At 65.3% G+C, this 26,892-nt stretch carries 23 protein-coding genes; 9 read left to right on the plus strand and 14 right to left on the minus strand.

Annotation, left to right across the window (positions count from 1 at the left end; translation table 11 throughout):
- Positions 1-10: 10 nt before the first annotated feature.
- Together RBA40_RS13495 and RBA40_RS13500 are read right to left on the minus strand one after the other, a co-directional pair.
- Positions 11-1,018 (minus strand): pyridoxal-phosphate dependent enzyme, encoded by a 1,008-nt coding sequence (locus RBA40_RS13495; protein ID WP_306648367.1) that lies wholly within the window; start codon positions 1,016-1,018, stop codon positions 11-13.
- Positions 1,019-1,020: 2 nt separating this feature from the next.
- Positions 1,021-1,968 (minus strand): GHMP family kinase ATP-binding protein, encoded by a 948-nt coding sequence (locus tag RBA40_RS13500; protein WP_306648368.1) that lies wholly within the window; start codon positions 1,966-1,968, stop codon positions 1,021-1,023.
- Positions 1,969-2,105: 137 nt separating this feature from the next.
- On the opposite strand from RBA40_RS13500, the gene RBA40_RS13505 reads away from it, so the two are divergent.
- Positions 2,106-2,540, plus strand: a complete 435-nt coding sequence (locus RBA40_RS13505; protein WP_306648369.1) for a Fur family transcriptional regulator — start codon at positions 2,106-2,108, stop codon at positions 2,538-2,540.
- A 59-nt stretch (positions 2,541-2,599) separates the two neighbouring features.
- Here RBA40_RS13505 and RBA40_RS13510 read toward each other — a convergent pair whose 3' ends face one another.
- From RBA40_RS13510 to RBA40_RS13520, 3 genes are read right to left on the minus strand one after another with little or no spacing between them, the layout of a single operon-like run.
- Complete coding sequence (locus RBA40_RS13510) at positions 2,600-4,063, minus strand: DUF3526 domain-containing protein (protein ID WP_306648370.1); 1,464 nt, start codon at positions 4,061-4,063, stop codon at positions 2,600-2,602.
- Entirely contained in the window at positions 4,060-5,445 is a 1,386-nt protein-coding gene (locus RBA40_RS13515) for an ABC transporter permease subunit (RefSeq protein ID WP_306648371.1), read from the minus strand. Before RBA40_RS13515 ends, RBA40_RS13510 begins: the two co-directional genes overlap by 4 nt.
- Positions 5,442-6,161 carry an ABC transporter ATP-binding protein gene (locus RBA40_RS13520; protein WP_306648372.1) on the minus strand — a complete coding sequence of 240 codons (720 nt, stop codon included), beginning with the start codon at positions 6,159-6,161 and terminating at the stop codon, positions 5,442-5,444. The genes RBA40_RS13515 and RBA40_RS13520 overlap by 4 nt, the downstream gene beginning before the upstream one ends.
- A gap of 80 nt (positions 6,162-6,241) precedes the next feature.
- On the opposite strand from RBA40_RS13520, the gene RBA40_RS13525 reads away from it, so the two are divergent.
- Both RBA40_RS13525 and RBA40_RS13530 read left to right on the plus strand, forming a co-directional pair.
- Complete coding sequence (locus tag RBA40_RS13525; RefSeq protein ID WP_306648373.1) at positions 6,242-8,434, plus strand: TonB-dependent receptor; 2,193 nt, start codon at positions 6,242-6,244, stop codon at positions 8,432-8,434.
- 106 nt (positions 8,435-8,540) lie between these two features.
- Positions 8,541-8,996 carry a tellurite resistance TerB family protein gene (locus RBA40_RS13530; RefSeq protein WP_099873773.1) on the plus strand — a complete coding sequence of 152 codons (456 nt, stop codon included), beginning with the start codon at positions 8,541-8,543 and terminating at the stop codon, positions 8,994-8,996.
- Between the two features lie 37 nt (positions 8,997-9,033).
- Here the strand turns inward: RBA40_RS13530 and RBA40_RS13535 are convergent, their stop codons facing one another.
- From RBA40_RS13535 to RBA40_RS13545, 3 genes are all read right to left on the minus strand, one after another.
- The gene (locus tag RBA40_RS13535; RefSeq protein ID WP_306648374.1) at positions 9,034-10,665 is read right to left on the minus strand and encodes a M28 family peptidase; all 1,632 of its coding nucleotides are present in this window, start codon (positions 10,663-10,665) and stop codon (positions 9,034-9,036) included.
- A 105-nt stretch (positions 10,666-10,770) separates the two neighbouring features.
- Positions 10,771-12,531 carry a M28 family peptidase gene (locus RBA40_RS13540; protein ID WP_306648375.1) on the minus strand — a complete coding sequence of 587 codons (1,761 nt, stop codon included), beginning with the start codon at positions 12,529-12,531 and terminating at the stop codon, positions 10,771-10,773.
- Between the two features lie 43 nt (positions 12,532-12,574).
- Entirely contained in the window at positions 12,575-13,243 is a 669-nt protein-coding gene (locus RBA40_RS13545; protein ID WP_306648376.1) for an energy transducer TonB, read from the minus strand.
- A gap of 311 nt (positions 13,244-13,554) precedes the next feature.
- Here RBA40_RS13545 and RBA40_RS13550 point away from each other — a divergent pair, with 311 nt between their 5' ends.
- The 4 genes from RBA40_RS13550 (at position 13,555) to RBA40_RS13565 (ending at position 18,482) form a co-directional block, all read left to right on the plus strand.
- Positions 13,555-14,211 carry a response regulator gene (locus RBA40_RS13550; protein WP_099873777.1) on the plus strand — a complete coding sequence of 219 codons (657 nt, stop codon included), beginning with the start codon at positions 13,555-13,557 and terminating at the stop codon, positions 14,209-14,211.
- A 134-nt stretch (positions 14,212-14,345) separates the two neighbouring features.
- Positions 14,346-15,248 (plus strand): hypothetical protein, encoded by a 903-nt coding sequence (locus RBA40_RS13555; RefSeq protein WP_306648377.1) that lies wholly within the window; start codon positions 14,346-14,348, stop codon positions 15,246-15,248.
- Positions 15,245-16,738 carry a sensor histidine kinase gene (locus RBA40_RS13560; RefSeq protein ID WP_306625151.1) on the plus strand — a complete coding sequence of 498 codons (1,494 nt, stop codon included), beginning with the start codon at positions 15,245-15,247 and terminating at the stop codon, positions 16,736-16,738. Before RBA40_RS13555 ends, RBA40_RS13560 begins: the two co-directional genes overlap by 4 nt.
- A 55-nt stretch (positions 16,739-16,793) precedes the next feature.
- The gene (locus RBA40_RS13565) at positions 16,794-18,482 is read left to right on the plus strand and encodes a M14 family zinc carboxypeptidase (RefSeq protein ID WP_306648378.1); all 1,689 of its coding nucleotides are present in this window, start codon (positions 16,794-16,796) and stop codon (positions 18,480-18,482) included.
- Between the two features lie 90 nt (positions 18,483-18,572).
- On the opposite strand, the gene RBA40_RS13570 is transcribed toward RBA40_RS13565, so the two are convergent.
- The 4 genes from RBA40_RS13570 to RBA40_RS13585 all read right to left on the minus strand — a co-directional run bounded on the left by RBA40_RS13570 (position 18,573) and on the right by RBA40_RS13585 (position 22,164).
- Positions 18,573-18,947 (minus strand): hypothetical protein, encoded by a 375-nt coding sequence (locus tag RBA40_RS13570; RefSeq protein WP_306648379.1) that lies wholly within the window; start codon positions 18,945-18,947, stop codon positions 18,573-18,575.
- Positions 18,948-19,014: 67 nt separating this feature from the next.
- Positions 19,015-20,832 (minus strand): DUF885 domain-containing protein, encoded by a 1,818-nt coding sequence (locus RBA40_RS13575; protein ID WP_306648380.1) that lies wholly within the window; start codon positions 20,830-20,832, stop codon positions 19,015-19,017.
- Between the two features lie 299 nt (positions 20,833-21,131).
- Positions 21,132-21,464, minus strand: coding sequence for a DUF3817 domain-containing protein (locus tag RBA40_RS13580; protein ID WP_306648381.1), 333 nt, complete (start codon positions 21,462-21,464; stop codon positions 21,132-21,134).
- Positions 21,465-21,528: 64 nt separating this feature from the next.
- Positions 21,529-22,164 (minus strand): helix-turn-helix transcriptional regulator, encoded by a 636-nt coding sequence (locus RBA40_RS13585; RefSeq protein ID WP_306648382.1) that lies wholly within the window; start codon positions 22,162-22,164, stop codon positions 21,529-21,531.
- Positions 22,165-22,256: 92 nt separating this feature from the next.
- Between RBA40_RS13585 and RBA40_RS13590 the strand changes: the two genes are divergently transcribed.
- Together RBA40_RS13590 and RBA40_RS13595 are read left to right on the plus strand one after the other, a co-directional pair.
- On the plus strand, positions 22,257-23,678 hold the full coding sequence (locus RBA40_RS13590) for an MFS transporter (RefSeq protein ID WP_306648383.1): 1,422 nt from the start codon (positions 22,257-22,259) through the stop codon (positions 23,676-23,678).
- Positions 23,679-23,690: 12 nt separating this feature from the next.
- Positions 23,691-23,996: a tetratricopeptide repeat protein gene (locus RBA40_RS13595; RefSeq protein WP_306648384.1), complete on the plus strand. Its 306-nt coding sequence runs from the start codon at positions 23,691-23,693 to the stop codon at positions 23,994-23,996.
- Between the two features lie 3 nt (positions 23,997-23,999).
- Here RBA40_RS13595 and RBA40_RS13600 read toward each other — a convergent pair whose 3' ends face one another.
- Both RBA40_RS13600 and RBA40_RS13605 read right to left on the minus strand, forming a co-directional pair.
- Complete coding sequence (locus RBA40_RS13600) at positions 24,000-25,757, minus strand: DUF885 family protein (RefSeq protein ID WP_306648385.1); 1,758 nt, start codon at positions 25,755-25,757, stop codon at positions 24,000-24,002.
- Complete coding sequence (locus RBA40_RS13605) at positions 25,757-26,890, minus strand: branched-chain amino acid ABC transporter substrate-binding protein (RefSeq protein ID WP_306648386.1); 1,134 nt, start codon at positions 26,888-26,890, stop codon at positions 25,757-25,759. Before RBA40_RS13605 ends, RBA40_RS13600 begins: the two co-directional genes overlap by 1 nt.
- Between the last annotated feature and the right edge of the window lie 2 nt (positions 26,891-26,892).

Raw genomic sequence — 26,892 nt, forward strand, 5'->3', positions numbered from 1 at the left:
TACTCCTTTTTCAGTTGAATGTTTCGGTGGCGGTGCGGCGGTTCCAGGCCATGACGGACCAGGGCAGCACAAGCTGCTCGTGCGAGTCGACGTGGACGGGCGCCAGCGTATGCAGTTCCAGCGCGTCGGCGTGCTGCGCGAAGACCGCGTCGACGTAGCGGTGGCCGGTATCGGGCGCGATGAACAGCACGTTGCGCTCAGGCCGCAGCTGCGCTTCGCGCGCGGCGGCAAGGTAGCAGCAGCCGCTCGACAGGCCGGCGAAGATCGCGTGCCGGCGCAGCAGGGCCACCGCGCCCGCCAGGCCGTAATCGAATCCGACCCAGTGAATCTGGTCGTACAGCGCGTGCTGCACATTGCGAAAGGGGATGCCGGTGCCGATGCCGGCAATGATGATGCCCGGGTCTTCGATGTGGGCGCAGCCGAAGGTGACGCTGCCGAACGGCTGCACGCCGACCAGTTCCACCGCATCGTCGGTGCAGCGCAGCGCGCGCGCCAGACCGCCGGTGGAACAGCCCGAGCCCACGCCGCCGACAATGGTCAGGCCATCGGTGCCGAGCAGGCGTTCGATTTCGCTGGCGATCGGCTCGTAGCCGGCGTAGTGAATATCGTCGTGGTATTGCTGCATCCAGTGCACATGCGGATTGGCGGCGCGGATCTGCTGGATGCGCGCCACGCGCAGGCTCTGGTCCATCTTGAGGGTGGCCGACGGGGGCACCTGTTCCACGTTCGCCCCGAGCAGCTGCAACTGCACCATCAGCGTCTTGTCCACCGTTTTCGAGGCGATGATGTGGCACTGCATGTCGAACTTGTGGCACGCCAGCGCGAGCGCGTAGGCGTAAATGCCGCTGGAGCTGTCGAGCAGCGTGTCGCCGCGCCTGACCACGCCGGCGGCCAGCAAGCGCTCGACCGCCACCAGCGTCGAATACACCTTCATCGTCTCGAAACGGGCGACGTACAGGTTGGGGCCGAGGCGTACGAAGTCCGGCGCCTTGATGGCGTCTGCAATGTGATCGAACATGGTCAGAATCCTGTCTGGACGAAGCGGCTTTGATAGCCAAGGCCGCGAAAGAATGATGAGAGCGCCCCCATTTGCGTGGGGCCCGGTTTGTGGATGTACAGGTAGCCCGCCAGGCTGCCCGTATGTGCGACGAAGATGCCGTCGGCCCCGTAGCGCGCCTGGTTCTTGAGCAGCACGCCCAGGTTGCGCTTGGGGATGGCGTCCTGCCCCAGCACCGCGCTGACCGTGGCGCAGGCGGCGATGGCGGCCAGGTCGCCGCGCAAAAAGGCGTCGACAGCGTTATCGAGATTGGCCGTGTATGGCGTGAGCCGCTCCTGGTACAGCGCGAGCAGCCGCGCGCCGGTTTTTTCGGTGTCGATGCGGTTACCCTCGTCGATATAGCAGGCATGGAAGGTCGGTGCGCTGCCGAAGCACTGCACCACCTGCTGGCGTCCGCTCAGGTACAGCGCGTAGGTATCCAAAAACACGCTGTCGGAGCGCTCGATGGCGCGCAGGGTAGCCGATATCGATTCGCCGGGCGACTCGATGCCGAAGATCGCATCGAGGCAGCGGATGGTTGCCACGATGTCGGCCGTCGAACTGGCCATGCCTTTCCCTTCCAGCAGTTCGGAGTCGTGGTTCCAGGTCCCCGGAGGGAGGTGCTTGCGGTGCAGCGCCAGGTAGTGGCCGATCGCCTGCTGGCATTTGGTCTTGGTGGCCAGTGCGTTATCCGCGCCGGCGCGCTCGCCATGGGTGAAGTGCATGCAGCTGTATTTTTTGACCGGCAGCGAGATCAGGCTGATATGCGCCGCCCCATCGGAAATGTACGGGCCTTGAATCAGCTCGCCCAGGGTGCCGTGGCAGATCCCGCTGCTGATCGTTCCCGGCGCGCTGGCCGGGTCGGTAGGCCAGGCGAAGTCGCGCCGCGCCGCTGGTGTGGATCTGCTGTCTGCGAAGTCGATGGAAGGCACGGGATGATGGCTTTCGTGGTGGAGGTCGGGAGAGCATTACCTGACTGCTTGGCGTTAACGATAATGTATTATCATTAGCGGGGCAAGTGTTTGTTCAGCTTTATGGGATAATGGGTTTTTGCTTCAACAGCCTTGCCATGGAACGTTCTACACGCCAGCGGACAGCGATTCGTACTGTCATCGATGCGGCGGCCCGCCCGCTCACACCCCAGGAAATTCTCGCCGGGGTACGGGAGACCGTGTCCGAAATCGGCATCGCGACCATTTACCGCAACCTCAAGCTGCTGCTCGACGAGGGCACGATCCAGACCGTGAGCCTGCCGGGCGAGAATGCGCGCTACGAAATGAGCCACGCCGCGCATCATCACCATCACCACTTTCATTGCGTGCCGTGCGACCGCGTGTTCGATGTCGAAGGCTGCCCGGGCACGATGGAAAATCTCGCGCCGGCCGGTTTTGTGATCGACCGCCACGAACTGACCTTGTACGGCGTGTGCGCCGACTGCTCGGCGGAGCGCGCGAAGGCGGCGCCGGTGCCAAAACGCCGGACGCGCGCGCCGAAGACGCACTAACCCGTCGTTCCCGCCTGCGCGGGAACGACGGAGGGAGAGAAACAACGGGGGAATAGCGCTTACACCCTGAACCGCCGCCCGCTCCACAGCATCAGCACCACCGCACACGCCAGCACCCACAAATACCCCACTGCCCCGCCAATACTCCCGGCCACGCCATCGAGCGGCCGGTCCGCCTGAAAGCGCGGTATCTTGTCGTGATCCGTGAAGTTCAGGCGCGCCGCGCAGCCCTGGCATGCATTGGCCGGATTGGCCGCTTCCGCCAGCGCGCGCGGCCAGAAAAACGCCCGCAGTTCGTCCGTATATTCGCCGGTCCGCTTCAGGAAGCGCTTGTGACGTTCCACTCCGCTGCCCGCAGCCTGCTGCAGCAAGGTATCGAACACCATCGCCGGCGACAGCCAGCGCAGCGCTGCCGCCCGTCCCGCCGCGGCCTCGTTCTGGCGCGCCGCAGCCGCAGCGCGCTCCTCGATTTGTCGTTCCACCGCCTGCTGCACCGCAATCTGCTTGGTCGCATACGACACCTTGCCAACCCTGTCCGCCGCCGCCGCATACGCCGGTTCGGCGCGCGCAAACGCGACAAACAGCGTATCGCGACTGGCCGGCGTGAAGTCGTTCGCGCGCCGCAGGTCGTCCAGAATAAGCAGCGGTGACGGCGCCGGATACGCCATGTCGATGATCAGCGCGCCGGCCGCCGGTACAAAGAACGTGAATCCGATCCATACCGACACCAGCCGCAGATAGCTCCCCACCACCCCGATGCGGCTTGCCACCAGTGCCGTCAGCGCCACCCAGAACAAGGTGAATCCAGCCAGCGCGGCGCCCAGCAGCAGCATGGTGCCCGCCGCCTGCATGCTCCAGCATGGCGTGCCCGCCACCAGCAGGGCCAGCACCGTCGCCACGAGCGTGAACGGCACGCACACGATGGCGGCAACGCCAAACTTGAGCATCACCAGTTGGCGGAACGACGGCAGTTGCGCCGCCATCAGCCGCAGCGCGCCGGAATCGCGTTCGGCCGCCAGGCGCGAGGCGCCGATGGCGATCAAGGCCAGCGGCAGCACATACACCAGCACGAACGACAGGTCGAAGTCGCCCAGGCTCAGGATGCGCGGGTTGATGAAGTCGAAGGCGGCAGCCGGCGGCGCCACATAATCGAGATCGGTCTTGATATAGAACGGCAGCAGGCGTGACTGGCCGATGGCAATCCCCGCCAGTGGCGACGGCGGCTTGAGCGCATACGCCGACAGGCCGTAACGCATGTAGCCGGCGGCGTCGGACGGGTCCTGCCAGTACGGCAGCACCGTGTCGGCGGGGCGGCTGTAGCGCGCCACGGCGGCCTGCTGCTTCAGCACCTTGGCTGCCGCGTGCATCTTCACCCGCTCGACCGTGGCTTGCTGCCCGTCGGCGTTGGCCTGGCCGTTGACCGCCCCCCACGCCAGCGCCGCACACAGCAGTGCGCCGATGATCCATGTGAAGCGCGCCCTGAGCAGCATCGCCAGTTCGATCAAAAACAGTGCGCGCGTCATGGCTGCACTCCTTTCACCGCGCGCCAGGCGGCAAGGCCGGCAAGGACGCACCATCCCGCCAGCAGCAGCAAGGGCGCCGCCGCGTTGGCGAGCACGCCGCGCAAAGGCGGCGCGCTGTAGGCAAAGGCCGGCACCGATTCCCAGAACTGCTTGCCGGTCGAGGCGCTTGCGTCCTCGTGTTCCGCATGACGCATCAAATCTCCATTGAGGCGGTTGACCATCGCGCGCCGGTAGGTTTCGGCGGCTTCGATGAAATGCCGGTGCTGGTAAAAGTCGGTGCCGGCGACGGCCGCGCCGGACGCTTGCAGCGCAACGGTCGGCGTGATCGCTCCCAGCCAGCCGAAGGTGCGGTCCTGCTGCTCCACCGAATCGTAAAAGCGCCCGAGCACGCGGTCGAACACATCATGCGATTCGCGCTCGGACTGGTCGAGCTGCGCGGCGCGCACATTGGTCACTTTGGCCTTGACCAGCGCTTGGCGCCGCGCTTCCCATTTCTCGGCGCCTTCGTATGCTGGCGACTCGTTCTCAACGCGGCTGCGCACCTCCTGGTATGACGGCACTGGCGCGAGCACCTGTGCGGCATTGCCGGCGGCGCGCGGCAGCACCACGCACAGCACCAGCCAGAGCACCAGCATGATGGTCAGCGCCGCGCGCGCACTGGGCGCCTTGAGCGATACCGCCAGTGCGATCAGCAAAAACACCAGCAGGTACATGAAGTTCAGCAGGCTCCAGATGGCCAGCCGGCCCGCGCCGTTCCAGCCTGCGTCGGGCAACGCCTGCAGCGCGAAGGTCCCCATCGCCACCACGGGAGCGAGCGCCATGCATACCAGCGCGCCTACCATCACCGCGAAACGCGAGAGCAAAAGGCGCCCGGGCGTGGCGCCGTTACCGAAGGCCATGCGCAGGGTGCCGCGCTGGCGGTCCTGGGCGAAGCCGGCAAAACCGAGCAGGATCGCGAACATCGGCCCGAGCACTTCGAGCACCTGCGCCACCGAGGCGGCGCTGCGCATGATCGGATCGGCATCCTGGTTGGGGCGGAAAATCATTTCGTTGCGCTTGTGCGCCTCCAGCCAGACCGACAGGCCGACGAAGGGTTCGATGCCTGGCGCGAGCACCAGCAGCGGCGAGGACGGCTTGACCGCCCACACGCCGAAGTGCGCGGCGCTGTGCGGGTCTTTCTGGCCCTGGGCGACCCAGCGCGCGCGCTCGGATGCGGCGAAGCGCGTGCGTTCGTCGGCCATGCGCGCGGCACTGTTCATGGACGAAAAAAACACGATCAGCAGCAGCAGCGGCGCCAGGATGGCGACCCAGCGCAGGCGTGGTTCGCGCCACAGGCGCTGGGCTTCGGCGCGCAGCAGCGCCGGATGCAGCGGCCCGCTCATCGCGCCAGCTCGGTGATGTAGACCTGCTCCAGCGCCGCATGCCCGGTCGTTTGCGGATCGATTTCGCGCTCGATGCGGCCCGCGTGCAGCACGCCGACGCGGGTAGCCACTTCCTTGATGCGGTACAGGTCATGGGTGGCCATCAGAATGGCGACGCCACGTTGCGCCGCCGCGCGCAGAAGGCCCGACAGCTCCGATGCAGCCAGCGGGTCCAGGCCCGAGGTGGGCTCGTCGAGCAGCAGCAGCTTCGCTTCGCGCGCCATCGCAATTGCAATGCCGACCTTCTGGCGCATGCCTTTCGAGTAGTTGCGCGCGTGGCGGTCGTGCGCGTCGGCGCGCAGGCCGGACTCGCTCAAGAGCTGGCGCAAGGTGGCGTCGTCCAGCTCCTTTGACGCCAGCAGCGAGAAGTAGCGCAGGTTTTCCAGCCCGCTCAGTTCCGGATAAATCGCCACCTGTTCCGGCAGATAGGCAATCGAGCGGCGCGTGCGGGCCGCGTCGCCCGCCACCGGTTCGCCGCACACATGGATGCTGCCGCCGTCCGGCTGCAGGAAGCCGAGGATCAGATTGAGCGTCGTGGTTTTGCCGGCACCGTTGGGGGCGAGCAGCGCGTATACCTCGCCCGCCTGCAAGGTGAGCGAGAGGCCGTTCAGGGCCACGCGCTCGCCGAAACGGCGCGTGACGTTGTCCATCTGGAGGGCAGGTTTCATCATGTCCATGGGGTTGACTTAACTAAAAGATTGCGGAAGTGTCGAGGACTATACGATAATGAGAGCTTATTATCAATAGGAGTCTTGCCGTGAAATTGAGAAAGCTGCCCTGCGCATTGCTTTGCCTGTATAGCCCCTTGGTCGCGCTTGCCGATGACGCGCCGCCGCCAATGCAGGTGGTCGTCATCGACAGCGCCCGCGCGCCGGCCGGCAGCGACAGCACGGATATCGGCAGCCGCCTCGACCTGACCCTGCGCGAGACGCCCGCCTCGGTCGAAGTGATCAACCGCGACCTGATCGAGGTGCGCGGCGCGCGCAGCCTGGATGAAGCGTTGCGCGGCGCGGTCGGCATCACCCAGGGCGGCAATGCCACCTCGCCGTCGCAAACGTCGTCGCGCGGGTTCAGCGCGGGTTTTGTCAGCTATCTGTACGACGGTAGCCGCATCGCCGTGCCGACCATGAGTGCGCGTACCCAGGACACATGGAATTTCGAGCGCATTGAAGTGCTCAAGGGACCGGCCTCGCTGATGTCGGGCGACGGCGCGATTGGCGGCGCGATCAATTTCGTCACCAAGCGGCCGGACCGCACGCTGCCCGCCAGCGAAGCGATGCTGTCGTACGGGAGCTTCAATACCTGGCGCCTCGGCGCGGGCATCAACCGGCCGTTCGGCGAGACCAGCGCCGTGCGCATCGATTACAGCCACCAGCAGTCCGATGGCTACATCGACCGCAACAAGCAGCGCTACGACAGCCTGACCTTGGCCACCACCGGCGCGCTGACGCGCGACATCACGCTCGATCTGAGCCTGGACCTGCTGTCCGATAACGTGAAGTCGTATCAGGGCTCGCCGCTGGTGCCGCGTGCTCTTGCGGCCGATCCGGTGGGCGCGGTCAACGACGCTGGCGCGCGCGTGATCGACCGGCGCCTCGCCTTCAAGAACTACAACGTCGACGACGCGGTAATGAAGTCCGACAGCGCCTGGGCACGCGCCAAGCTGACCTGGAAGCTCGCTCCCGACTGGACCTTGCGCAATGAACTGTCGTACTACACGGCCGACCGCAGTTGGCGCAACGCCGAGAGCTACACCTTCAGCGCGCCGCGCCAGATCGTGCGCGACCTGGTGGGCGTGACGCACGACCACCAGGTGTTCGGCAACCGGCTCGACCTGTCGTACACCGGCAATCTGGCGGGCATGAAGCACCGCTTCGCCGCCGGCGCGGAATACAGCAAGACGCGCTTTGCCACCGGCCGCAGTTTTTCCAACGGCGCCGGCGCCGCCAATGCCGCGTTGACGGTCGACCTGTTCGATCCAGCCTATGGCACCTACGAATCGCTGAGCGCCAACGCCGCGCTGTACACCGGCGCCGGCAACCGCACCAGTTTTTCGACCAGTATTCCAACCGTGTCGCTGTACCTTGAGGATGCGCTGTGGGTGACCGACAAGTGGACCGTCGTGGCGGGCCTGCGCCAGGACCGGGTCAAGCTCGCTCGGCGCACCGCGGACCTGAACACGGGCGTGGCAAGCGCGTACTCGCAGACGTACGACCCGCGCTCGCTGCGCATCGGCACCGTGTATGCGTTCGACAAGGACGTCTCGGTGTACGCGCAGCACACCAGCGCCTCGGCGCCGGTCGGCTCGGGCAACCTGCTGCTGCTCAGCGCCGCGAATGCCGCCTTTGAACTGTCGAAAGGCACGCAGAGCGAAATTGGCATCAAGCAGTCGCTCTTCGGCGGCACGCTCGACACCACGCTGGCGCTGTACCGGATCGAGCTCGATAACATCCTCTCGCGCGATGCCGCCGTGCCGACCCTGACCGTCAACAGCGGCAAGCAATCCTCGCGCGGGGTGGAGCTGGCGGCGGCGTGGCGGCCGACGCGCCAGGTGAGCATCAACGGCAACCTGGCCGTGCTCGACGCCCAGTTCGACCAGCTGCTCGAAGCGGGCAAGGTGTCGCGCGCGGGGAACCTGCCGCCCAACGTGGCCAAAAAGACAGGCAACCTGTGGGTCGACTACAAGGTGGACCAGATGCCGCTCAAGCTGGGCGCCGCGCTCAATTACACGGGCGAGCGCTACACCAACAACGCCAACACGGTCCGCATGAACGCCTTCACCACGGCCGACGTGTATGCGAGCTGGCGTCTGGGCGCGGGCGACCTGACGCTACGTGTGCGAAATCTGGGCGACAAGCTGTATGCCGGCTGGAGCGGGGCGAACGTGAACAGCCAGGTGATTCTGGGTGCGCCGCGCAGCGCCGATCTGACCTGGCACGCGCGGTTTTGAGGGGCGCATTGTCACTGCCGGCTTAAAGGAACGTCCGTTTGCTGTAGCGAAGCCGAAAATCAGAGTAAGATTGCCGTTCTTATCAACTTGCAAACCGGAGTACACCATGAGTTTCGACAATTTTCTGACTCGCCTGAAAACCAAAGCCGGTGAAATGAAAACGGAAGCCCTGAAATTCAAGAACAAGAATTTCATGGATGCGGCGATGGCCGGTTCGGCGCTGATCGCCATGGCGGACGGTAACATCACGTCGGACGAGAAGCAAAAAATGGTCAAGTTCATCGAGACCCACGACGCGCTGTCGGTCTTCACGACCAGCGACGTGATCAAGGCGTTCCAGGACCATGTGAGCCAACTCGAATTCGACAAGGACATCGGCGAATCGAAAGCCTACCAGGCACTGGGCAAGATGAAATCGAACGGCGAAGCGGCGCGCCTGCTGGTGCGCATGGTGATCGCCATCGCATCGGCGGACGGCAAATTCGACGACGGCGAAAAAGCGGTGGCGGTCAAGATCTGCAAGGAACTGGGCATCAACCCGTCCGAGTTCGAACTGGCATAAGAAGATGGGGTGGGCCGCAAGCCCACCCCTTACTGCATTACTTGGCTGAGGCGCGTACCTTGCCGAAGGCGTCGCCGGCTTTCCAGACCGGCATCTTCGGTGCGTCCGCCACGCGGCGACCCAGGTTCAGGGTGAATTGAGCCTGCTGCACCATGCCCGACAGATCCCAGGTCGGATCATATTCGTCCCCTACCTGGTGGTAGCGCGCGCGGTACGAGGCCTGCTTGGCCTTGGCGCCTTCGATATCCTTCACATAGTCCTTGCCGCCTTCGATCGAGAAGGCTGGAATGCCTGCTTTTGCGAAGCTGAAATGGTCGCTGCGGAAGTAGCCGCCCGCCAGGTCCGGCTCGGGCGTACGCACCACCAGGCCCATGGCCTTGGCAGTCGCTTCGGCCATCGCGCCCAGTTCCGTGCGTTCGCTGCCCTTGGTGCCGATATCCTTGGCCGCGCCGACGAAATTGAGGCTGTCCAGGTTCAGGTTGGCCGCGGTTTTATTGGCTGGCCACAGCGGGCTGCTGGCGTAGGCCGCGCTGCCCAGCAGGCCCTGCTCTTCGGCCGCCACCCACAGGAACATCTGGCTGCGCTTCGCTGGCGAGCGCACCGCTTCCTGCGCCATGGCCAGCAAGCCGGCGGTGCCGGATGCATTGTCGACCGCGCCGTTGTAGATGGTGTCCGCGCCTTCGCCTTGCTTGCCCAGGTGATCCCAGTGGGCGCTGTAGATCACCACTTCGTCCTTGAGTTTCGGATCGGTGCCCGGAACGACGCCGGCCACGTTGAACTGTTCGACCATGCGCACGGCCGCCTTCATCTCGCCTTTGACTTTGGCTTTCAGGGCCACCGGCTTGAAGTTCTTGTTCTCGGCAGCAGTGCGCAGCGCGTCCAGATCTTCGCCTGCGGCGGCGAACAGGGTGCGCGCGGAGGCTTCGGTCATCCAGCCTTCCATGTTGGCGCCCAGTTTGCCCTGCGCCAGCTGGAAGCGTTCGCTCAGCCAGCTGTTTTGCACCACGCTCCAGCCATATGAAGCCGAGGCGTCGGTGTGAATCAGCAGCACGCCGGCGGCGCCCTGGCGCGCGGCTTCTTCAAATTTGTAGGTCCAGCGGCCGTAGTAGGTCAGGCCCTTGCCGTTGAAGCGATTCGGCTCGGCTGCCGTCGGCGCCGGGTCGTTGACCATCATGACGACGACCTTGCCCTTGACGTCCATGCCCTTGTAGTCGTCCCAGCCTTCTTCCGGCGCGGTGATGCCGTAGCCGACGAACACCAGGTCGGCATTCATCGCGTGCGCGGCCTTGGCATCGCCCGGCGCCCAGACCCAGTCCTTGCCGAAGGCGAGCGATTGCGCCTTGCCGCCCGCTTCCAGCGCCACGCTGCTGCTGTCCGGCGTGGCCTTCACGCCCGCGATCTTGACCGACTGGCGGAAGCTGTCGCCGTTGCCCGGCTTGAGTCCGACGGCCAGTGCCTGCGCTTCAAGGTAGGCCACGGTCAGGTCGCCGCCGCGCTGGCCGGTACCGCGTCCTTCGAGTACATCGCTCGACAGGAACGACAGGTGGGCGCGCAGCGGCGCTTCCTTGACGGTGGGGACGGAGGCGGCGCCGGCGGCGTACGCGGGGAAAGCTGCGGCCAGGCTGGTAGCCAGGGCCGTGCTCACGAGGGAGGAAAGCATCTTTTGCATGGGTTCCTAGTGCGGTAGAGGGTGGTAAATACGGCGCCCACGGCGGGCGGAGCGAAACATTGTATGCCATTCCGCCACCCCGTTTGCAAGGGAAATCGCGCAGCGCTAGCGCAATACCAGCATGTCGGTGGAAAGGGTGCGGCCGCGGCGCGGCGCGTGGGTGCGCTCGTGGGCAATCGCATCGGCGGGCAGGCCGGGGATCGATTCCTGGATATGGATGCGCGCGGTGGTGCCGCCTTCCAGTTCCAGCTTGATCGGCAGGCGCCGCTGGCCCATGCCGTGCAAGGTCAGCGTCCAGTCGCCGCCGCGTTGCGTCGCCAGCGCGCGCCCGCCGAGGCGCGCCGCCAGCACGCGCGCGCCTTTTACCCGTAGTTCGATGGTCGGCGCCGCGTTTTTCGAGGTCAGCGCAAACGCCACCCGGCGCCTGGCCGGCGTGTCCTCGTTTTTAAGCATTTCGATTTGCGGAAAGGCGATGCCGGTGCGCGGTGCCGCCGTGGTTGCGCGCGCGCCGGTGCCATCGAGCCAGTACGATTTCCAGGTGGTGGCGTCGGCCAGGTAGGTGATGCTGTCGGGTGGCGCCGCCGTTGGAAGTGGGCGGGCGCATACGGCTGCCGCCAGCGGGACCAGAATCGCAATTGCCGGCAGCATGCCGGTGGCCAGGATGGCGGCGCGCGCATGGCGCGACAGGGCGGCAGCAAGCGGCAGATGCAGCGCACCGGTGGCCAGCAGCACGCCGATCAGCGGCCACGCCAGCAGGTAGGCGGCGCCGGGCTTTGCCGCGCTCAGGACGGTCAGCGCTACCAGAAGGCCCGCCATGGCGGCGCTCAGCGCCAGTGGACCGGTGCCTTTCGCGCCGTGCCGCAGCGTGGCCCAGCACACCAGCAGGCATAGCGCGCAGGCGAAGCGCGTGATGTGCCAGACGATGCGTTCCGGGTAGTGCAACGCGCCGGCCAGCGGCACGGTGAAGTACACGCGGTCCGGCGCGGCGATTGTTTCGAGACGATGTGCGCCGAATGTGCGCGCCAGCGACACGATCGAGTCGCCGCTGTGCTGCATGGCGGCGCTGTCCGCCGCACCGGCGAAGCGCATGCCGGCCAGGCCGAGCGTGCGCAGTGGTGACTGGTCGGCCACCCCGGCCGAGGCGTGCGAGGAGCCGGCCGGCGCCGCGTCCAGGCGCGCCCATGCCGCCACGGTTTGGCCATTGCCGCCGTGGGTATCGAGCAGCGTTAACGGAGCGTGTCCTGGCGCTCCCTCGAAACGCAGTACCAGCCCGATTTTGCGGGCCCACGGATGCTGCTCGACAAAGGCGCGCGTGCCCAGCGAGCCGGCGTGCTCGCCATCGGCAATGAGCACGATCAGGTCATTGACCAGGGGCGCACCCTGGCGCAGGGCGCGCAGCGATTCGAGCAGGGCGGCCAGCGCGCCGGCCGCGTCGGGCGCATCGGGCACGCTGTCGTAGTGCGAGGCCAGCATCAGCGGATGCCCGCGCACCGGCGCGCTGCCACGGATGCGCAGCACGATGTTGTGCACCACCGCGACCGTGAGACGGGCATTGCCGGCGCGATCGCGCGCGCTGCTGCTGACGGCCGCCGTCTGTACCTGCGGGTCGAGGCCGAGCGCGCGCAGCTTTTCCAGCAGATAGTCGCGTGCGCGCACATTGGCGTCGCTGGCGATGGGGCGCGGCGTCTGTGCCAAAAAACTGGCATGCGCCAGCGCGCGGGTGGCCGAAAACGCCGCCGGACCGGCATCGGACGGTGCCGCCGGCAGCGGGGCAGGGCGCAACGCGAGCCAGGCCAGCGCCGCCGCCATCAGCAGCGCGGCGGCCAGTCCTGCGGCGCCGGCTGGAATGGCGGCGAATCTGTTCATGTGCATTGCGAGCAGGGGCCGTTCAAACACCATGCCGCTTCGCTCAGTCGAGGGTCCAGACGTAGGCGATCTGCGCCCATGCCGGTTCGGCGACGCCATTCGTCGTGGCCGGCTTGAACTTGCACATGCTCAGGGCCGCGACGGCTGCCTTGTCGAGTTCACGCGAGCCGCTCGATTTATCGATGCGGGCATCGGTCACCTTGCCGTCCACGCCGACCAGCAGCGCGAGACTGACGATGCCGGTGTCGCCATTGCGGGCGGCGCGCGCCGGGTAATCCGGCTTGACGCAAGCGGAAGCGTCGGCCAGTACGGCGGTCCGGGTCTGTTTGGCCGGCTGCACCACGGCTGGCGGAATGACCTGTTCGACCTTGGCTCCCGTTTCGACCGGCGCCGGCGGCGGCGCCACCTTGTCGATGACGGTGCCGGTGATGGCCACCTCCGGCGGCGGAGGCGGGATATCGACAAATGGCTTGGGAATCAGCATCGGCGGCACGACCTGTTCCGTCTTGAACGGCTCCGGTTCCGGCGGCGGATCAAGCGGTTTTTCGATCACCGGCGTTACCTCGATCGGCCCCGCTTCGGTGACGCTGAGCGCCGGAACCCGGTTCATATTGTGAATGAGCGCCACGCCAACGAGGACGTGCAGCGCGGTGACGATGGCCATTTTGGTGAATTTGTTGCCGCTGCCAATGTGCTCTTGAGAGAAATGCATGGTGTGCTCCGTATTGTTGTGTTCACGAAATGGCTCGCATGGTGGAAGTCCGCACCGCTATTTCCAGTCCATGGATCAAATATATGCTATGTCATAGCAATTGAAAAGGGTTTTCGTAGTAATTTTATTGCCGTGGCTGCTTCCATCCGGGTGAGCCGGCTGGCAAATCTTGCCCGGAGGGGCGTGGCTCGCGTCAGGCGCGGATGTGTGAAATAATCTGGTAGGCGCGGCGTTCCTGCCGTCTGGTCGCACATATTGATGCGATTCAATGGCAAGGCGGGGTAAGCCAACGCAGCCTTTACCCGTGGAGAATGAAAGTGCAGACTGAGCAAAAATCGATTCGGGTCTTGCTGGCGGACGACCATCCCATTGTGATGACCGGTTTCGCCATGTCGCTGGCCGGTGTCGGCATGGATGTGGTGGGACAGGCCAAGACGCCCGATGAAGCCGAAGAGATGTACGCTGCCCTCGATCCGGACGTGCTGGTGCTCGATATCCGCTTCGGCACCGAGCTGACGGGGCTCGATGCGGCCAAGAGCATCCTGGAGAAGTTTCCGGCTGCGCGCATCGTGTTTCTGAGCCAGTTCGACCAGGATAGCCTGATCAAGGAAACCTACCGCCTTGGGGCGCGCGCCTTCGTCACCAAGGATTGCGACCCGGCCGACCTGGCCACCGCGGTGCGCCATGCGCATGAGGGCAAGCTGTATTTCCTGCCGCAGATCGCCGAGCGCCTGGCCAATCTGTCGGTGCGCGGCGATGCGTCGCCGCAGTCGCAGCTCGACCAGCGCGGGCTGGAGATCTTCAAGCTGATGGCCGAAGGGCTGACCAATGCCGAAATCGCCGAGAAGCTCAATCTGTCGACCAAGACGATCAGCAATATCAGCCAGTCGGTCAAGGAAAAGCTGGGCGTGCACCGGCAGGCATATATCACCAAGCTGGCCGTCAAGTACGGCTTGATCGAGCCGTAGTGGGAGGTCGCGTGTTCGCAGGCTTGAGGAGATGGGTCGCGAATGCGCGGTGTTGCCCAAGCGTCGTCCGTGTGACGGCAGCATCCGAAGCGGACGTGGGTCGCCGCCGTCGCGGGGATGATGGTGGCAGGGGTGTGCTTTCGGCCATCGCCCTTGCCATCGGCTTCACCCTGTCCGGCACCGCCGGCGCTGCCGGCGTCGTCAGCCCGACCAGCTCCAGCAACCCCACCGGCTTTCGCTTCGAGATCGTCACCGCCGACGATTCCGGCGTCACCCGCCGCATCGCCGACGATTTGTACAAGCAGCTGGTCCCCATCTTCGGCGGCTTTCGCACCGAACTGGCCCAGCATCGGCGCATGGTGTATGTGGCCATCGGCCCGGTCGCGCTGCGCAACGTGGCCGCGCGCAAGTGCGACTGCGTCGTCATCGCCGCCTTCACCTCCAGCCAGGTCTGGCGCTCCGTCACCGAAGAGCTGCAGCCCGCGCGCGCGCTCTCCATGACGGCCATCTACGCCGAGCCGGCGCCGGTCGACCAGCTGCGCCTGATCGAACTGCTCTACAAGCGCCCCGTGCGCGTGGCCGCCATCGTCAGCAGTAACACCGGCTTTCTCAAACCGACGCTGCAAGGCATCGCCGAAATCGAACATTACGACCCCAGTGAGGATATCAACGTGGTCCTGAACCGCATCGGCAAAACCGAGGTCCTGCTGGCCATGCCCGACCGCAGCGTCTACAACACCGAGAACGTGCGCAACATCCTGCTCTCGACCTACCGCCACAACCAGGCGGTGATCGGCTTTTCGGCCGACATGGTGATGGCCGGCGCGCTGGCCACCACCTATTCCACCATCGAGCAGATCAACGCCCAGGTGGCCGACGTGGCAAACGAATTCGTGGTCACGGGCGAACTGGCGCCGCCCCAGTTCCCGCGCTACTTCAGCACCGTCATCAACGAAGGCGTGGCGCGCTCGCTCGACGTGGCGGTCGACGACACCGCCCGCAATTTCACACGCCGTCCACCGGTGAGGCGCCAATGAATCTGCGATTCTGGCAAAGCTGGAGCATCGGCACGCGCATGGCCTTCATCACCATGCTGCCGGTGGTGTTCCTGTTCTCGTCGTTTGTGGGCTACTCCTGGTACTCGCACCGCGCCCAGGTGGCGCTCGAACTCGAAGAGCGCGGCCGCATCCTGGCCAAGGCGCTGGCTGAAACCAGCGAATACAACGTCATCTCGGGCAACCTGTCCGACCTGCGCCTGACCATCAATGGCCTGGTCCAGTCGGACAAGAGCATCCACCGCATCGAAGTGGTCGACGCCAACCAGAAAGGCGCCATCAGCGTCATTTCGCAGAACTCCGCCATCGGCGAGGACCGCTTCTACGAGGCGCCGATCAAGAAGCAGATGATCTGGATTAACCTGTTCTCGGACAACGGCGTGCCGCACGTCTCGGGTTCGAGCGACACCAAGCCGACCACCGTGCCGACCGAAGTGGTGGGCTACGTAAGGGTGACGATGTCGCCGACGAACATGCTGCACAAGCAGGCGCGCCGCTTCCAGGTCGAGCTGGCGATGGCCGCGCTGGCGCTGGTGGTCAGCGGCGCGCTGGCCTACGTGCTGGCGCGCAGCCTGACCATTCCGCTCAAGTCCTCGATCGGCGCGCTGCGCGAGATCCGCGGCGGGAATTACCAGGTGGCGCTGCCGGTCACCACCGGCGGCGAGGTGGGCGAGCTGCAGGAATCGATCACCGAAATGTCGGTGGCGCTGGGCCGCTCGCGCCAGGACCTGGAAAACAAGGTCGCCGAGCGTACCAAGGACCTGGTCGAATCGCGCAACGAAGCGCTCAAGGCCGATGCCGACAAGCGCAAGCTGATTCAAAAGGTGAACTCGATCGTCGAAGATGAGCGCAAGAGCATCGCCATCGAGATTCATGACGAACTCAATGCCTCGCTGATCGCCGCGCGCCTGGAGTCGCAAAGTATCCTGCACCTGGCCGGCAAGGTGGAGCAGGGCCCGATGATCGACGAGATCAAGCAGAAGTCGCAAGCGATCACCAAGCTCACGCTCGACCTGTACGCCAGCGGACGGCGCCTGGTGCGGCGCCTGCGCCCCGAGGTACTCGACATGCTCGGCCTGCACGGCGCGGTGGAAGAGATGATCCGCCACTACGACGCCAGCCATCCCGAATGCCACTTCCAGTTCCATTCCGACGGCGATTTTTCGGGTCTGGAGAGCGAACTGGCCATTTCAGCCTACCGCATCGTGCAGGAAGCGCTGTCGAATGTGCTCAAGCATGCCGGCGCCACGCATGCGCAGGTGGCGATGACCTTGTCCGAGCAGGACGACACGCTGCATATCGAAATCGCCGACGATGGCGCCGGCTTCAGCACCGCCAGCGCGTCGTCCGGGATCGGCATCATCGGCATGCGCGAACGCGTGTACGCGCTGGGCGGCACCATCGACTTCAGCTCCGAGCCTGACAAAGGCACCGTGATCGGCATCGCCCTGCCGATCGCACAAATCGCCTGACTGCTGTGCCATATCAGCAGCGGCACCGTTCCAACCTTTCATCGCACAACACATAATGTCGAACGAATTGAAAACACCCTACGAAAAGGGTAACAAGAATCAGACCACGACCTGGGCTGACTGCATCGCATGGTACGAAGAGCTGGCGCGCCGTTATCCCGGCGTGCTTCACTTCAGCGTCGTCGGCACCTCCGATTGCGGCCTGCCGATCCACGCCGGCGTGGTGACTGCCGACGGCGTATTCGACCGCCAGCGCCTGAAAGACGAAGGGCGTCCGGTTTTCTTCAACAATAACGGCATCCATCCGGGCGAGCCGGAAGGCGTTGACGCCTGCATGGCGCTGGTGCGCGACTTCTGCACCGAGCCGGCCCGCCTGGCCGCGCTGGGCAAGACCGTATTCCTGTTCGTCCCGCTGTACAACGTCGACGGCAGCATCAACCGCGCCGATACCTCGCGCGTGAACCAGGATGGCCCCGAGCAGTTCGGCTTTCGCGGCAACAGTCGCCACCTCGACCTGAACCGCGACTTCGTCAAGTGCGACAGCCTCACCGCGCAGGTGTTCAACAAGCTGTTCACCGCCTGGGACCCGGACGTGATGGTCGACACCCACACCTCCAACGGCGCCGATTACCCGTACACGATGACCCTGATTCACACGCAGACCGACAAGCTTGGCGGCTCGCTCGGTGAATTTTTGCAGGACACCATGCTGCCGCATATGTTCGGCGAAATGGCGCGGCGCGGCTGGCCGACCTGCCCGTATGTCAATCCGGTCAAGGACAGCCCGGACCACGGCATAGCCGAATTTTTGGAAACGCCGCGCTTTTCGACCGGCTTCGCGGCGCTGCATCACACCATCGGCTTCATGCCCGAGACGCATATGCTCAAGCCCTTCGCCGACCGCTACGACTCGATGCGCGCGCTGGTCGAAACGGCGCTCGACTTCACGGTCGCGCAGGCGGCCACCATCCAGGCACTGCGCCGCGCCGCGCGCGACGAAGGAAAAGCGCGCCGCGAGTGGCCGGTGCACTGGTCCATGGATGCGGACAATCCGTCGACTTTCCCGTTCCGCGGCTATGCCGCCAAATACACGCCTAGCGTGATCGGCAATTACACGCGCCTGTCGTACGACCGCAACGAGCCGTGGGAGAGCGACATCGCCTACTTCAACAGCTTCCCGGCCGATATCGTGGTGGCGACGCCGCGCGCATACGTGGTGCCGCAAGCCTGGCGCGAAGTGATCGAGCGGCTGCAGTGGAACGGCGTGGCGATGCAGCGCATCGAGGCCGACCGCGTGGAGCAGGTGCAGTGCTACCGGATAGTGTCGGTCGACTCGCGCGCGAATGCGTATGAAGGCCACATGTTCCATGACGACGTGCAGCTGGAGAAGGTCACCCAGGCCGTGACCCTGCGCGCGGGCGACTGGTGGATTTCGCTCGACCAGGACATGGCGCGCTACGCGATCGAAACGCTGGAGCCGCAGGGCCACGACAGCTTCTTCCGCTGGGGATTTTTCAACAGTGTGCTGGAGAAGAAGGAAGCGTATTCCGATTACGTGTTCGAGGACCACGCGCTGGAACTGCTGCGCGACGAGCCGGCCTTGCAGGCGAAGTTCGAGGCCTGGAAGGCGGCCAATCCGGCCCTGTTGTCGGACCAGTGCGCGGTACTCGACTTCATCTTCGCCAATTGCGCGCGCTATGTGGAGCCGGAGTGGCGGCGCTATCCGGTGCTGTCGGTGATGTAAGCACGGCGGCTATCTAATGCTGACGTGTTCAGCATAAAAAAATGGCACCAGTCTCGCGACGGTGCCGTTTTCACAGGTGCGGATGGTCGCTCAGCACACGATGCCGCCGATGCTCTTTCCGCTTTTCAGATCGAACCCGAAATTGCAGGAATACACGCCCTGCTTGCTGCGGCCGCACCACAGGCGTTCCTGATCCTTCGTGCGCACGCGCGTTCCTCTACCTTCGGTACACGCGTCCTTGACGTCCTTGCCCATGGCATCGAACATCTCGCGTGCGGCCTTGCCGTCGATGGAAAACATGATCTTGGTGTCGGCAGCGGTGGGAGCACCGGGGTCTCCGATGCCACGCGAATAGGTCCGGTACGCGCCCTTCAATTTGGTGTAGCCGGAAGCGTCTTCCTCGCTGTTCGCTGGCGACATGCTGGCGAGCGACAGGAGTACGCCGAGCAAAACGATGGTTTTCATTGCGTCTCTCCCTGGTGTCGTCCCCGCCGATGAACGGATTAATTCATCGTCGGGGGCATTCATCTTCTTACTGGTTCTTCTCGATCCAGCGATTGACCTTCACTTCCAGCAGCGACAGCGGCAGGGTGCCGTCTTCCAGCACGATCTCGTGGAACTTCGGCAGGCTGAATTTATCGCCCAGCGCCGCTTCCGCGCGGCGCCGCAGTTCCGTGATTTTCAGCGCGCCGATCTTGTAGCCGAGCGCCTGTCCCGGCCACACCATGTAGCGCTCCGTTTCGCTCCGTGCCATCGATTCCGGGAAGCCGAGCGTATCGCGCATGTACTGGATCGACTGCTCGCGCGTCCAGCCTTTCGCGTGCATGCCAGTATCGACCACCAGCCGCACCGCGCGCAGCATTTCGTCATTGAGGTGGCCAAAATAATCCTCCGGCTTGTCGAACAGGCCCATCTCCTTGCCCAGGGTTTCCGCATACAGCGCCCAGCCTTCGGTGTAGGCGGTGTTGCCGCTGAACTGGCGGAACTTGGGCAGGTCCAGCTCCTGCAGCAGGGCGATGTGGAAGTGGTGGCCCGGCTGGCCCTCATGCAGGAACAGGGTCACCATGCCGGTGCTGCCGTACTGTTTGGGGTCGTTCACCACGGACCAGAACACGCCCGGGCGCGAGCCGTCCATGGCCGGCGCGGTGTAGTGATCCGAGGCCGTTGCGCGCGACAGTTCCGGCTCCAGCCGCAGGTCGAGCGGCGCCTTCGGCATGAGTGTAAACAAGGCCGGCAGCTTGGTGCGCAGCAGCGCATCGAGCTTGCGGTACACGTCGATGACTTCCTGGTCGGTCTTGAACGGCTTGTATTTTTCCTGCTGCGATACCCACGCCGGCAGCCCCGCGGCTGGTCCGGTGTAGCCCATCTTCGGGCCCACCACGCCATACTCGCTTTGGATGCGCGCCACTTCCTTCAGGCCGATCGCGTGGATCTGTTCCGGCGTCAGGCTGGTGGTGGTCTGGATCGCCACGTTCTTTTCGTACCACTCCTTCCCCTCGGGCAGGGCGCTCCAGCCGGTGCTGGTGCGCGCCGCCGGCAGGTAATCCTTCTCGATGAAGCTGGCCAGGCGCACCAGCGCCGGTGCCAGCTTGGCGTCGATTGCCTTGCGGTAGCCGGCCGTCAGCGCCGCCTTGTCGCGGGCCGAGAAACTGGCCGGCATCTTGCGGATCGGGGTGTAGTAGATGCTCTCGTCGGCCTTGGCGCTGATCAGCTTCTGGTACTGCGGCAGCATCGATACCACCGTCGCGCGCGGCAGGGTCACGCCCACGCGCATCCCTTCGCGCATGTTGGCGATGGCCTGGTCGATCCATGCCGGCAGCTGCGTCAGGCGGTTCAGGTAAGCCTTGTAATCCTTGACCGTTTTCAGGGGCTGGGCGCCGTCGCCGCTGGCGTAGTTGGCGATGGTGACGGGGATGCTGTCCATCTGGTTCAGCGGCAGCATCAGTTCCGGCAGATTGGCAAACGACAGGAGGCTGTTCAACTCGAATTCGAGCACGTCGTAATTGGTTTGCGAACGCAGGTCGAGCGCGCGCCGGTCCAGTGCGTGCAGGCGGTTCAGAAAGACGTTGTAGCGCGCATTCTGGCGCGCGCGCTCCTTGGGACCAATGCTCATGCCGATCTGGTCGTCGAAGCGGTTATCGCCGCGGTCGGTGGCGTTGACCGGGTCGAAGCGCGCCACGGCTTCGTAATACTCCAGGGCCAGCGCATCGAGCTGCTTCTTGGCCTGGGCCGACACCACGCCCGACACTTTGCCGGCCGGCGGCACCGCCGGCGCCGCGAGCACGGTATTGGATGCAAAGCTCAGGGCGAGCGCCGCCCACAGGGCGGTCCGGGCAAGACTTTTATGCATAATATATATCCGGTGGAAAAATGAAATCGGCCATCAGGATACGCGATTTTCAGATGGGATAACGCCATCCAAATGCACGATAGATTTGCCTTATCGGCCACGCGCGCACGAATGGGAATTTGTATTGTCGCGCCGGCGCGGGCGCGCGTATGATCGACGCCAGACGACGTGCTTTCGCCGAGCCAGCAAACAGCGAGATGCTGACCGGCCCAGGCAAGCCCGGCTTGCAGCGCCTTGCGCCGAGCCTGTGGCCTCTGCCATTCAAGCCGCTCACCGATTCACGTGAGCGGCTTTTTATTTTACGGTTGCGCGGCGGGTTTCTCGGTGAGAAAGCCGCGTCGCTGGTACCAGATTTCCATCGGAATCGTCACCAGCGGCGGCACCGCGGCGAGGATGGCGAGGGTGGTGGCCCACCACGGCCAGCGCAGGCGCAGCGCGGCCAGCACCGCCACCACAACGTAGAACATGAAGGCGACGCCGTGCAGCCGCCCGAACAGCCACACGCCCAGGTCGGTGGTGTCGGTGACGTACTTGAGGAACATGCCGATCAGGAGGCCGGTCCAGGTCAGGCCTTCGATCAGGCAGGCGGCGGCAAAGAGTTTTCCGATGCCTGTTGGTTTTAGTATGGTCATGCCAGCTCCGCGATAGTCAGATGCGCGAAGCATAGTCAATCCGGCTGAGTCTATCAAGAAACTTCTATACAGGAGCGATCCGGTAAACACAGCGCGTGGCACCGGCCAGCACATGCTGTTCGCGCGTCACCGTCGTGCCGGGGCCGGCGATTTCGGTGAACAATTGCAGCTCGGAGCGGCAAAAGCCCTGACAGGTGCGCGCCGCCGCGCAGATGGGGCAGTGGTCTTCGATCAGCAGCCAGCCCTGCTGGTCGGACTCGATGCGCGCCATGTAGCCTTCGCCGGTGCGGATCGCGGCCAGCTGTTCCAGGCGCTCCGGCACGGTGGCGCCGCCGCAGGCCTGCTGGTATAGCACGCGCGCCTCGCTCTCGCGCTGCGCCACCAGCTTGTCCAGCCCTTCCTCGCCGAACAGCTGGCGGATCGATCCGATCAGCTGCACCGTCATTTGCGCGTGCGTATCGGGAAAGCGCCGGTTGCCGGCCTCGGTCAACACCCAGTTCTGGCGCGGCCGGCCCACGCCCGTGGCGCCCTGCTGCTGGCCTTCGATCAACCCTGCCGCGACCAGCTTCTGCACCTGCTGGCGCGCCGCTTCGGGCGTCATCTCCAGCATCTGCGCCAGCCGGGCCGTGGCGCTCGGCCCATTGGACTTGATGAAAAACAGGATGCGGTCGGCCGTCTTGCCATCGGCTGAGTTATCCAACGATTTGCTTGCGTAATTCACGGCTGCGCCTTATTATCCAATCAATCTCTTGCATATTAGTCCAATCCCGAATCCCTGTCGATCACCAGCCCATGTCCTCCGCCTCACCCGCTGCCTTACCTTCCACCGCCTCCTGGGGCGAGCTGTTTTCCGGCCATAACGGCCTGCTGGCCCTGGCCCTGACCGGCGGCGTGGCGCTGCACGCGATCAACGTCCATATCGTCACCACCGTGCTGCCGTCGGTGGTGCAGGACATCGGGGGCCTGGACTGGTATGCCTGGAACACCACCTTGTTCGTGGTCGCCTCCATCATCGGCGCGGCCCTGTCGGTGCGCCTGCTGGCCGACGCAGGTCCGCGCGGCGCCTGCCTGGCGGCGCTCGGCATGTTTGCGCTGGGGGCGGCGGCATGCGCCAGTGCCACGTCCATGCCATGGATGCTGGCCGGGCGCAGCGTGCAGGGCCTGGGCGGCGGCGCCCTGGCCGCCCTGAGTTATTCGCTGATCCGCGTGGTCTTCCCCGCGCCCCTGTGGCCGCGCGCGGTGGCGCTGGTGTCGGGCATGTGGGGCGTGGCCACCTTGTGCGGGCCGGCCGTGGGCGGCCTGTTCGCCCAGGCCGGGCACTGGCGCTGGGCCTTCTGGACCCTGCTGCCGGTGGCCTTGCTGCAGGCGTTGCTGGTCGCGCTGCGACTGCGTCCGGCCGGCGCCGCCGCATCCGCGCAGCCGGTCATCCCGGTGGCCCAGATCGCGCTGCTGGCCGCCTCCGTGCTGGCGGTGGCCGCCGGCGGTCTGTCGCGCATGCTCGCCTGGCAGGGCTTGGGCGTGGCGGCCGGGATCGCGCTCGGCGTGGCGGCCATCGCCGTCGAGCGCCGCTCATCGGTGCGCCTGCTGCCTGCGGGGACTACGGCACTCACGTCGCCACTGGGCGCGGTGTATGCCGGCGTGGCCTTGCTCCTGGTCGGCACCACCACCGAAATCTACGTACCGTATTTTTTGCAGACCCTGCACGGCTACACGCCGCTGGCGGCCGGCTACCTGACCGCGGCCATGGCGGCCGGCTGGAGCGCCAGTTCCATGCTGTCCTCGGGCCGCGAAGGCGCCGCCGCGATGATGATGCTGCGCGCCGGTCCGGTGCTGGGCGCAATCAGCCTGCTGGCCCTCGCGCTGCTGGTGCCGGCCGGCGACGCGCTCTCGCCCGCCATGCTGATGCTGCTGTGCGGCCTGGCGCTGGCCGGCGCCGGCGCCGGCGTGGGACTCGGCTGGCCGCATCTGCTCACGCGCGTGCTGACGCTGGCGCCGGCGGGGGAGGGCGGCCTGGCCTCGGCGGCGATCACCACCGTGCAGTTGTACGGCATGGCGATCGGCGCGGCGGTGGCGGGACTGGTGGCCAATGCTGCGGGACTGACCGAACCGGGAGGCAAAGCGGGCGCGCAGTCGGCGGCCATGTGGCTGTTCGCCAGCTTCGCGCTGGCGCCCGCACTGGCGGCGCTGCTTGCGCGCGCGGCCGGCAAACGATAGGAGACGACGATCATGCGCGAACAACTGGAAAAACTGCTGGCGGCGGGGCGCGATAACGCCCTGCTGCGCTTCGGGCTGGGCAACGCCTGTCTGAAAGACGGCGATGCGGCGGCGGCCGCGCTCCATCTGGAGCAGGCTACGCAGCAAAATCCGGCTTACTCGGCGGCGTGGAAGCTGCTCGGCAAGGCGTTGCAAGCGCTGGACCGGCCGGACGACGCCGAAGCGGCATGGAACAAAGGACTGGAGGTCGCCGTGAAGCAGGGCGACCTCCAGTCCTCGCGCGAGATGGCGGTGTTCCTCAAGCGCTTGCGGCGCTGACGGCTATTTGTAGAAGCGCCAGCCAGGCTTGAAGTCGCGCGCGACCTTCTCGTTTTTCAGGCGCGCGCGTACCAGTTCGATGGGCAGCACGCCGCCTTCGAGAATGCGGTCGTGGTATTGAAGCAGCGTCATCTTGCCGCCGTCGACCAGCTCGCGTTTGAGTTCGCGCAGTTGCAGCGCCCCGACCATGTAGCCGGCCTGATACAGCGGCGGATATTCGCCGTTGAACGAGCGCCGCACCTCGGCGCGCGCGTTGTCCGGTTCGTGGCCGACGCGTTTGATCAGCATCTCGACCGCCTGCTCGGGCGTGATTTTTCCCATGTGGAAACCGAGCGAGAATAGGATGCGCGCCGCCCGGTGATTACGCCAGAACATCATCCCGATCCGGTCTTCCGGCGTGACGGCGAATTTGCGCTCGTAGAGCAGCATTTCCCAGTACACGGCCCAGCCCTCCACAAAAAATGGCGAGTCGAACAGGCGGCGCTGCGGCTGGTAGCGATCCGCCATGAACCCTTGCAGGTGATGGCCTGGAATGAGCTCGTGCTGCACGGTCGCGCGCGAAAAGTGCGGGTTATTGCCGCGCATGGACATGAGCTTCTGCTCGTGCGTCATGTCGGCCGTGGGGTAGGACACCAGGATCGTGTCGCCGCCCAGGAAAAATGGGCTGATCAGCTGCGCTTCGGGCGAGAGCATGTCCATGCGCCAGCTGCGGCGCGCCACTTCCGGCACCGTCACCAGCTTGTTGGCCGCCATGTAGTCGATGGCTTCCTTGGCCAGGCGCCGCACCATGGCCGGCTGCTCGCCCGGCGTCACATACATGGTCTTGACCTTCTCCATGGCCGCATGCCAGTCGCTGCCAAAGCCCATTTCGGCCGACGCCACGCGCAGTTCGGCCTCGCCCCAGGCAAGTTCTTTTTCGGCCAGCGCCATCAGTTCTTCCGGCGTGTACGGGATCATGTCGCGCTGCAGGGCGCTCATCAAGCCTTCGCGCCCGATCGGGTCGCCCGTCACATTGAGCAACTTGACGGACGCCTTGCCCACCAGCCGTTCGTTCAGGCTGGCGGCGTAATCGCTCATGGCCTTGTCCAGGTCCGCGTACGGGCGCTTGGCCCACCACGTGAGCTGCGGGTCGTACCCTTCGTAATAGGCGTACCAGGCTTTCAGGTCCTTCGCGGTGGATGCCAGCACCTGCGCCGCGCGGTTGGCCACGCTGCGCGACGCCATCGGTTTGGGCGCATTGATGTCGGCGCCGGCCAGCAGCGCATCGTGCGCCTTGCGCACCGCCACCAGCGCCCGCTGCAGCACGGCCGCACTGGCCGCGCCGTCCTGCGCCTGCATCACGCGGCGCGCTTCGGCCATGTCGATCAGCGGACGCACGAACGGCGCCAGCGGCTCGGCCTCGGCGAAACGCTTGCGCTGGGCCGCCAGTTCGCGCAGCTCGAAGTCGATCTGGCTGCGCATCATGACCACGTCGATGCGGTCTTCCACGCCGTAGCTGTCGAACGGCAGGGCATCGAGCGCCGCGCGCCACTGCTCGAAAAACTCCTGCATCTGGCGCGCGCGGGCGGTGCCGTTGGCCACCGTGTACAGTTTGTCGAGACTGGCGTAATCGAGCTGGTAGCGCTGGATAAAGGCCGGCATGGCCTGTTGCGCGATGCCGAATTGGGCCAGCGGCGGCGTCAGCGCGGCCGGTGTCTGAGCGGCAGCCGACGCAGCGGCCGACGCAGCCAGCGCCGCCGCCAGCAGCAGGGACGCGCGCATCAGTAGGTGGCCAGCGCGGAAGGCACGCCGTTCTTGAAGGTGTAGACGGTCACGGTCGACTGCTTCATATTGCCGTTTGCATCATAAGCATAGGAACCCACCACGCCCTTGTAGCTGCTGGCGCGCATGGCCGCGGCCACCACCGAGGGATCGAGCGAATTGGCCGACTTCATCGACTGTGCGATGAACATGGTCTGGTCGTAGAACGACGCCGCATACACATCGGGCGCCTGCTTGAAGCGCGCCTTGTAGCGGGCCTGGAAGGCGGGGCCGTCGGCCTGCTTGTCGAGGATTGCGCCACCCTGGGCGCACAGCACGTTTTCGCCGACCGCATCGCCACCGAGCTTGGCCATTTCTGGGCTGCACAGGGTGTCGCCGCCGAGCAGCTTGACCTTCAGGCCAAGCTGGCGCATCTGGCGCACCATCGGCGCGCCCTGGGGCGCGTAGCCGCCAAAGAAAATCGCATCGACGTTTTTCGATTTCAGCTTGGTGAGGATGGCGGCGAAGTCGGTTGCCTTGTCGGTCGTGAACTCGTGGCCCGCCACCGTGATGCCGGAGGCCTTGGCCTGCTTGACGAATTCCATGGCGATGCCCTGGCCGAAGGCGGTGCGGTCGTCGATCACGCCGATCGTCTTGAGCTTGAGCTGCTTGGCCGCATAGCCGGCCATCGACGCGCCGAGCTGGGTGTCGCTGGCGACGATGCGGAACACGCCCTTGTAGCCGTTCTGCGTCACCTTGGGGTTGGTGCCGACGGTCGACATGATCACGCCGGCGTCGTTGTAGACGCGCGAGGCGGGAATGGCCACGCCGGAGTTGTAGGGCCCGAGCACGAAGCGCACGCCGGCGTCGACCAGTTTTTGCGCGACCGCCACGCCGGCTTTCGGATCGCCCTGGTCGTCCTCGGAATGGAGTTCGAACTTGATGGCCTTGCCGCCGATGCTGACTTTTTTGGCGTTCAGTTCTTCCAGCGCGAGGCGCACGCCGTTTTCGTTGTCCTTGCCGGCAAAGGCGTTGGCGCCCGACAGCGGGCCGGTGATGCCGATCTTGACGACCTGCTCCTGCGCCAGCGCGGCCTGGGATACCAGCAGCAGGGCCGCCGCGGCGAAGGGAATACTCTTATTGTTCGATGCCATAC

This window comes from Massilia pseudoviolaceinigra (genome assembly GCF_030846505.1).
GTDB lineage: Bacteria > Pseudomonadota > Gammaproteobacteria > Burkholderiales > Burkholderiaceae_D > Telluria_A > Telluria_A violaceinigra.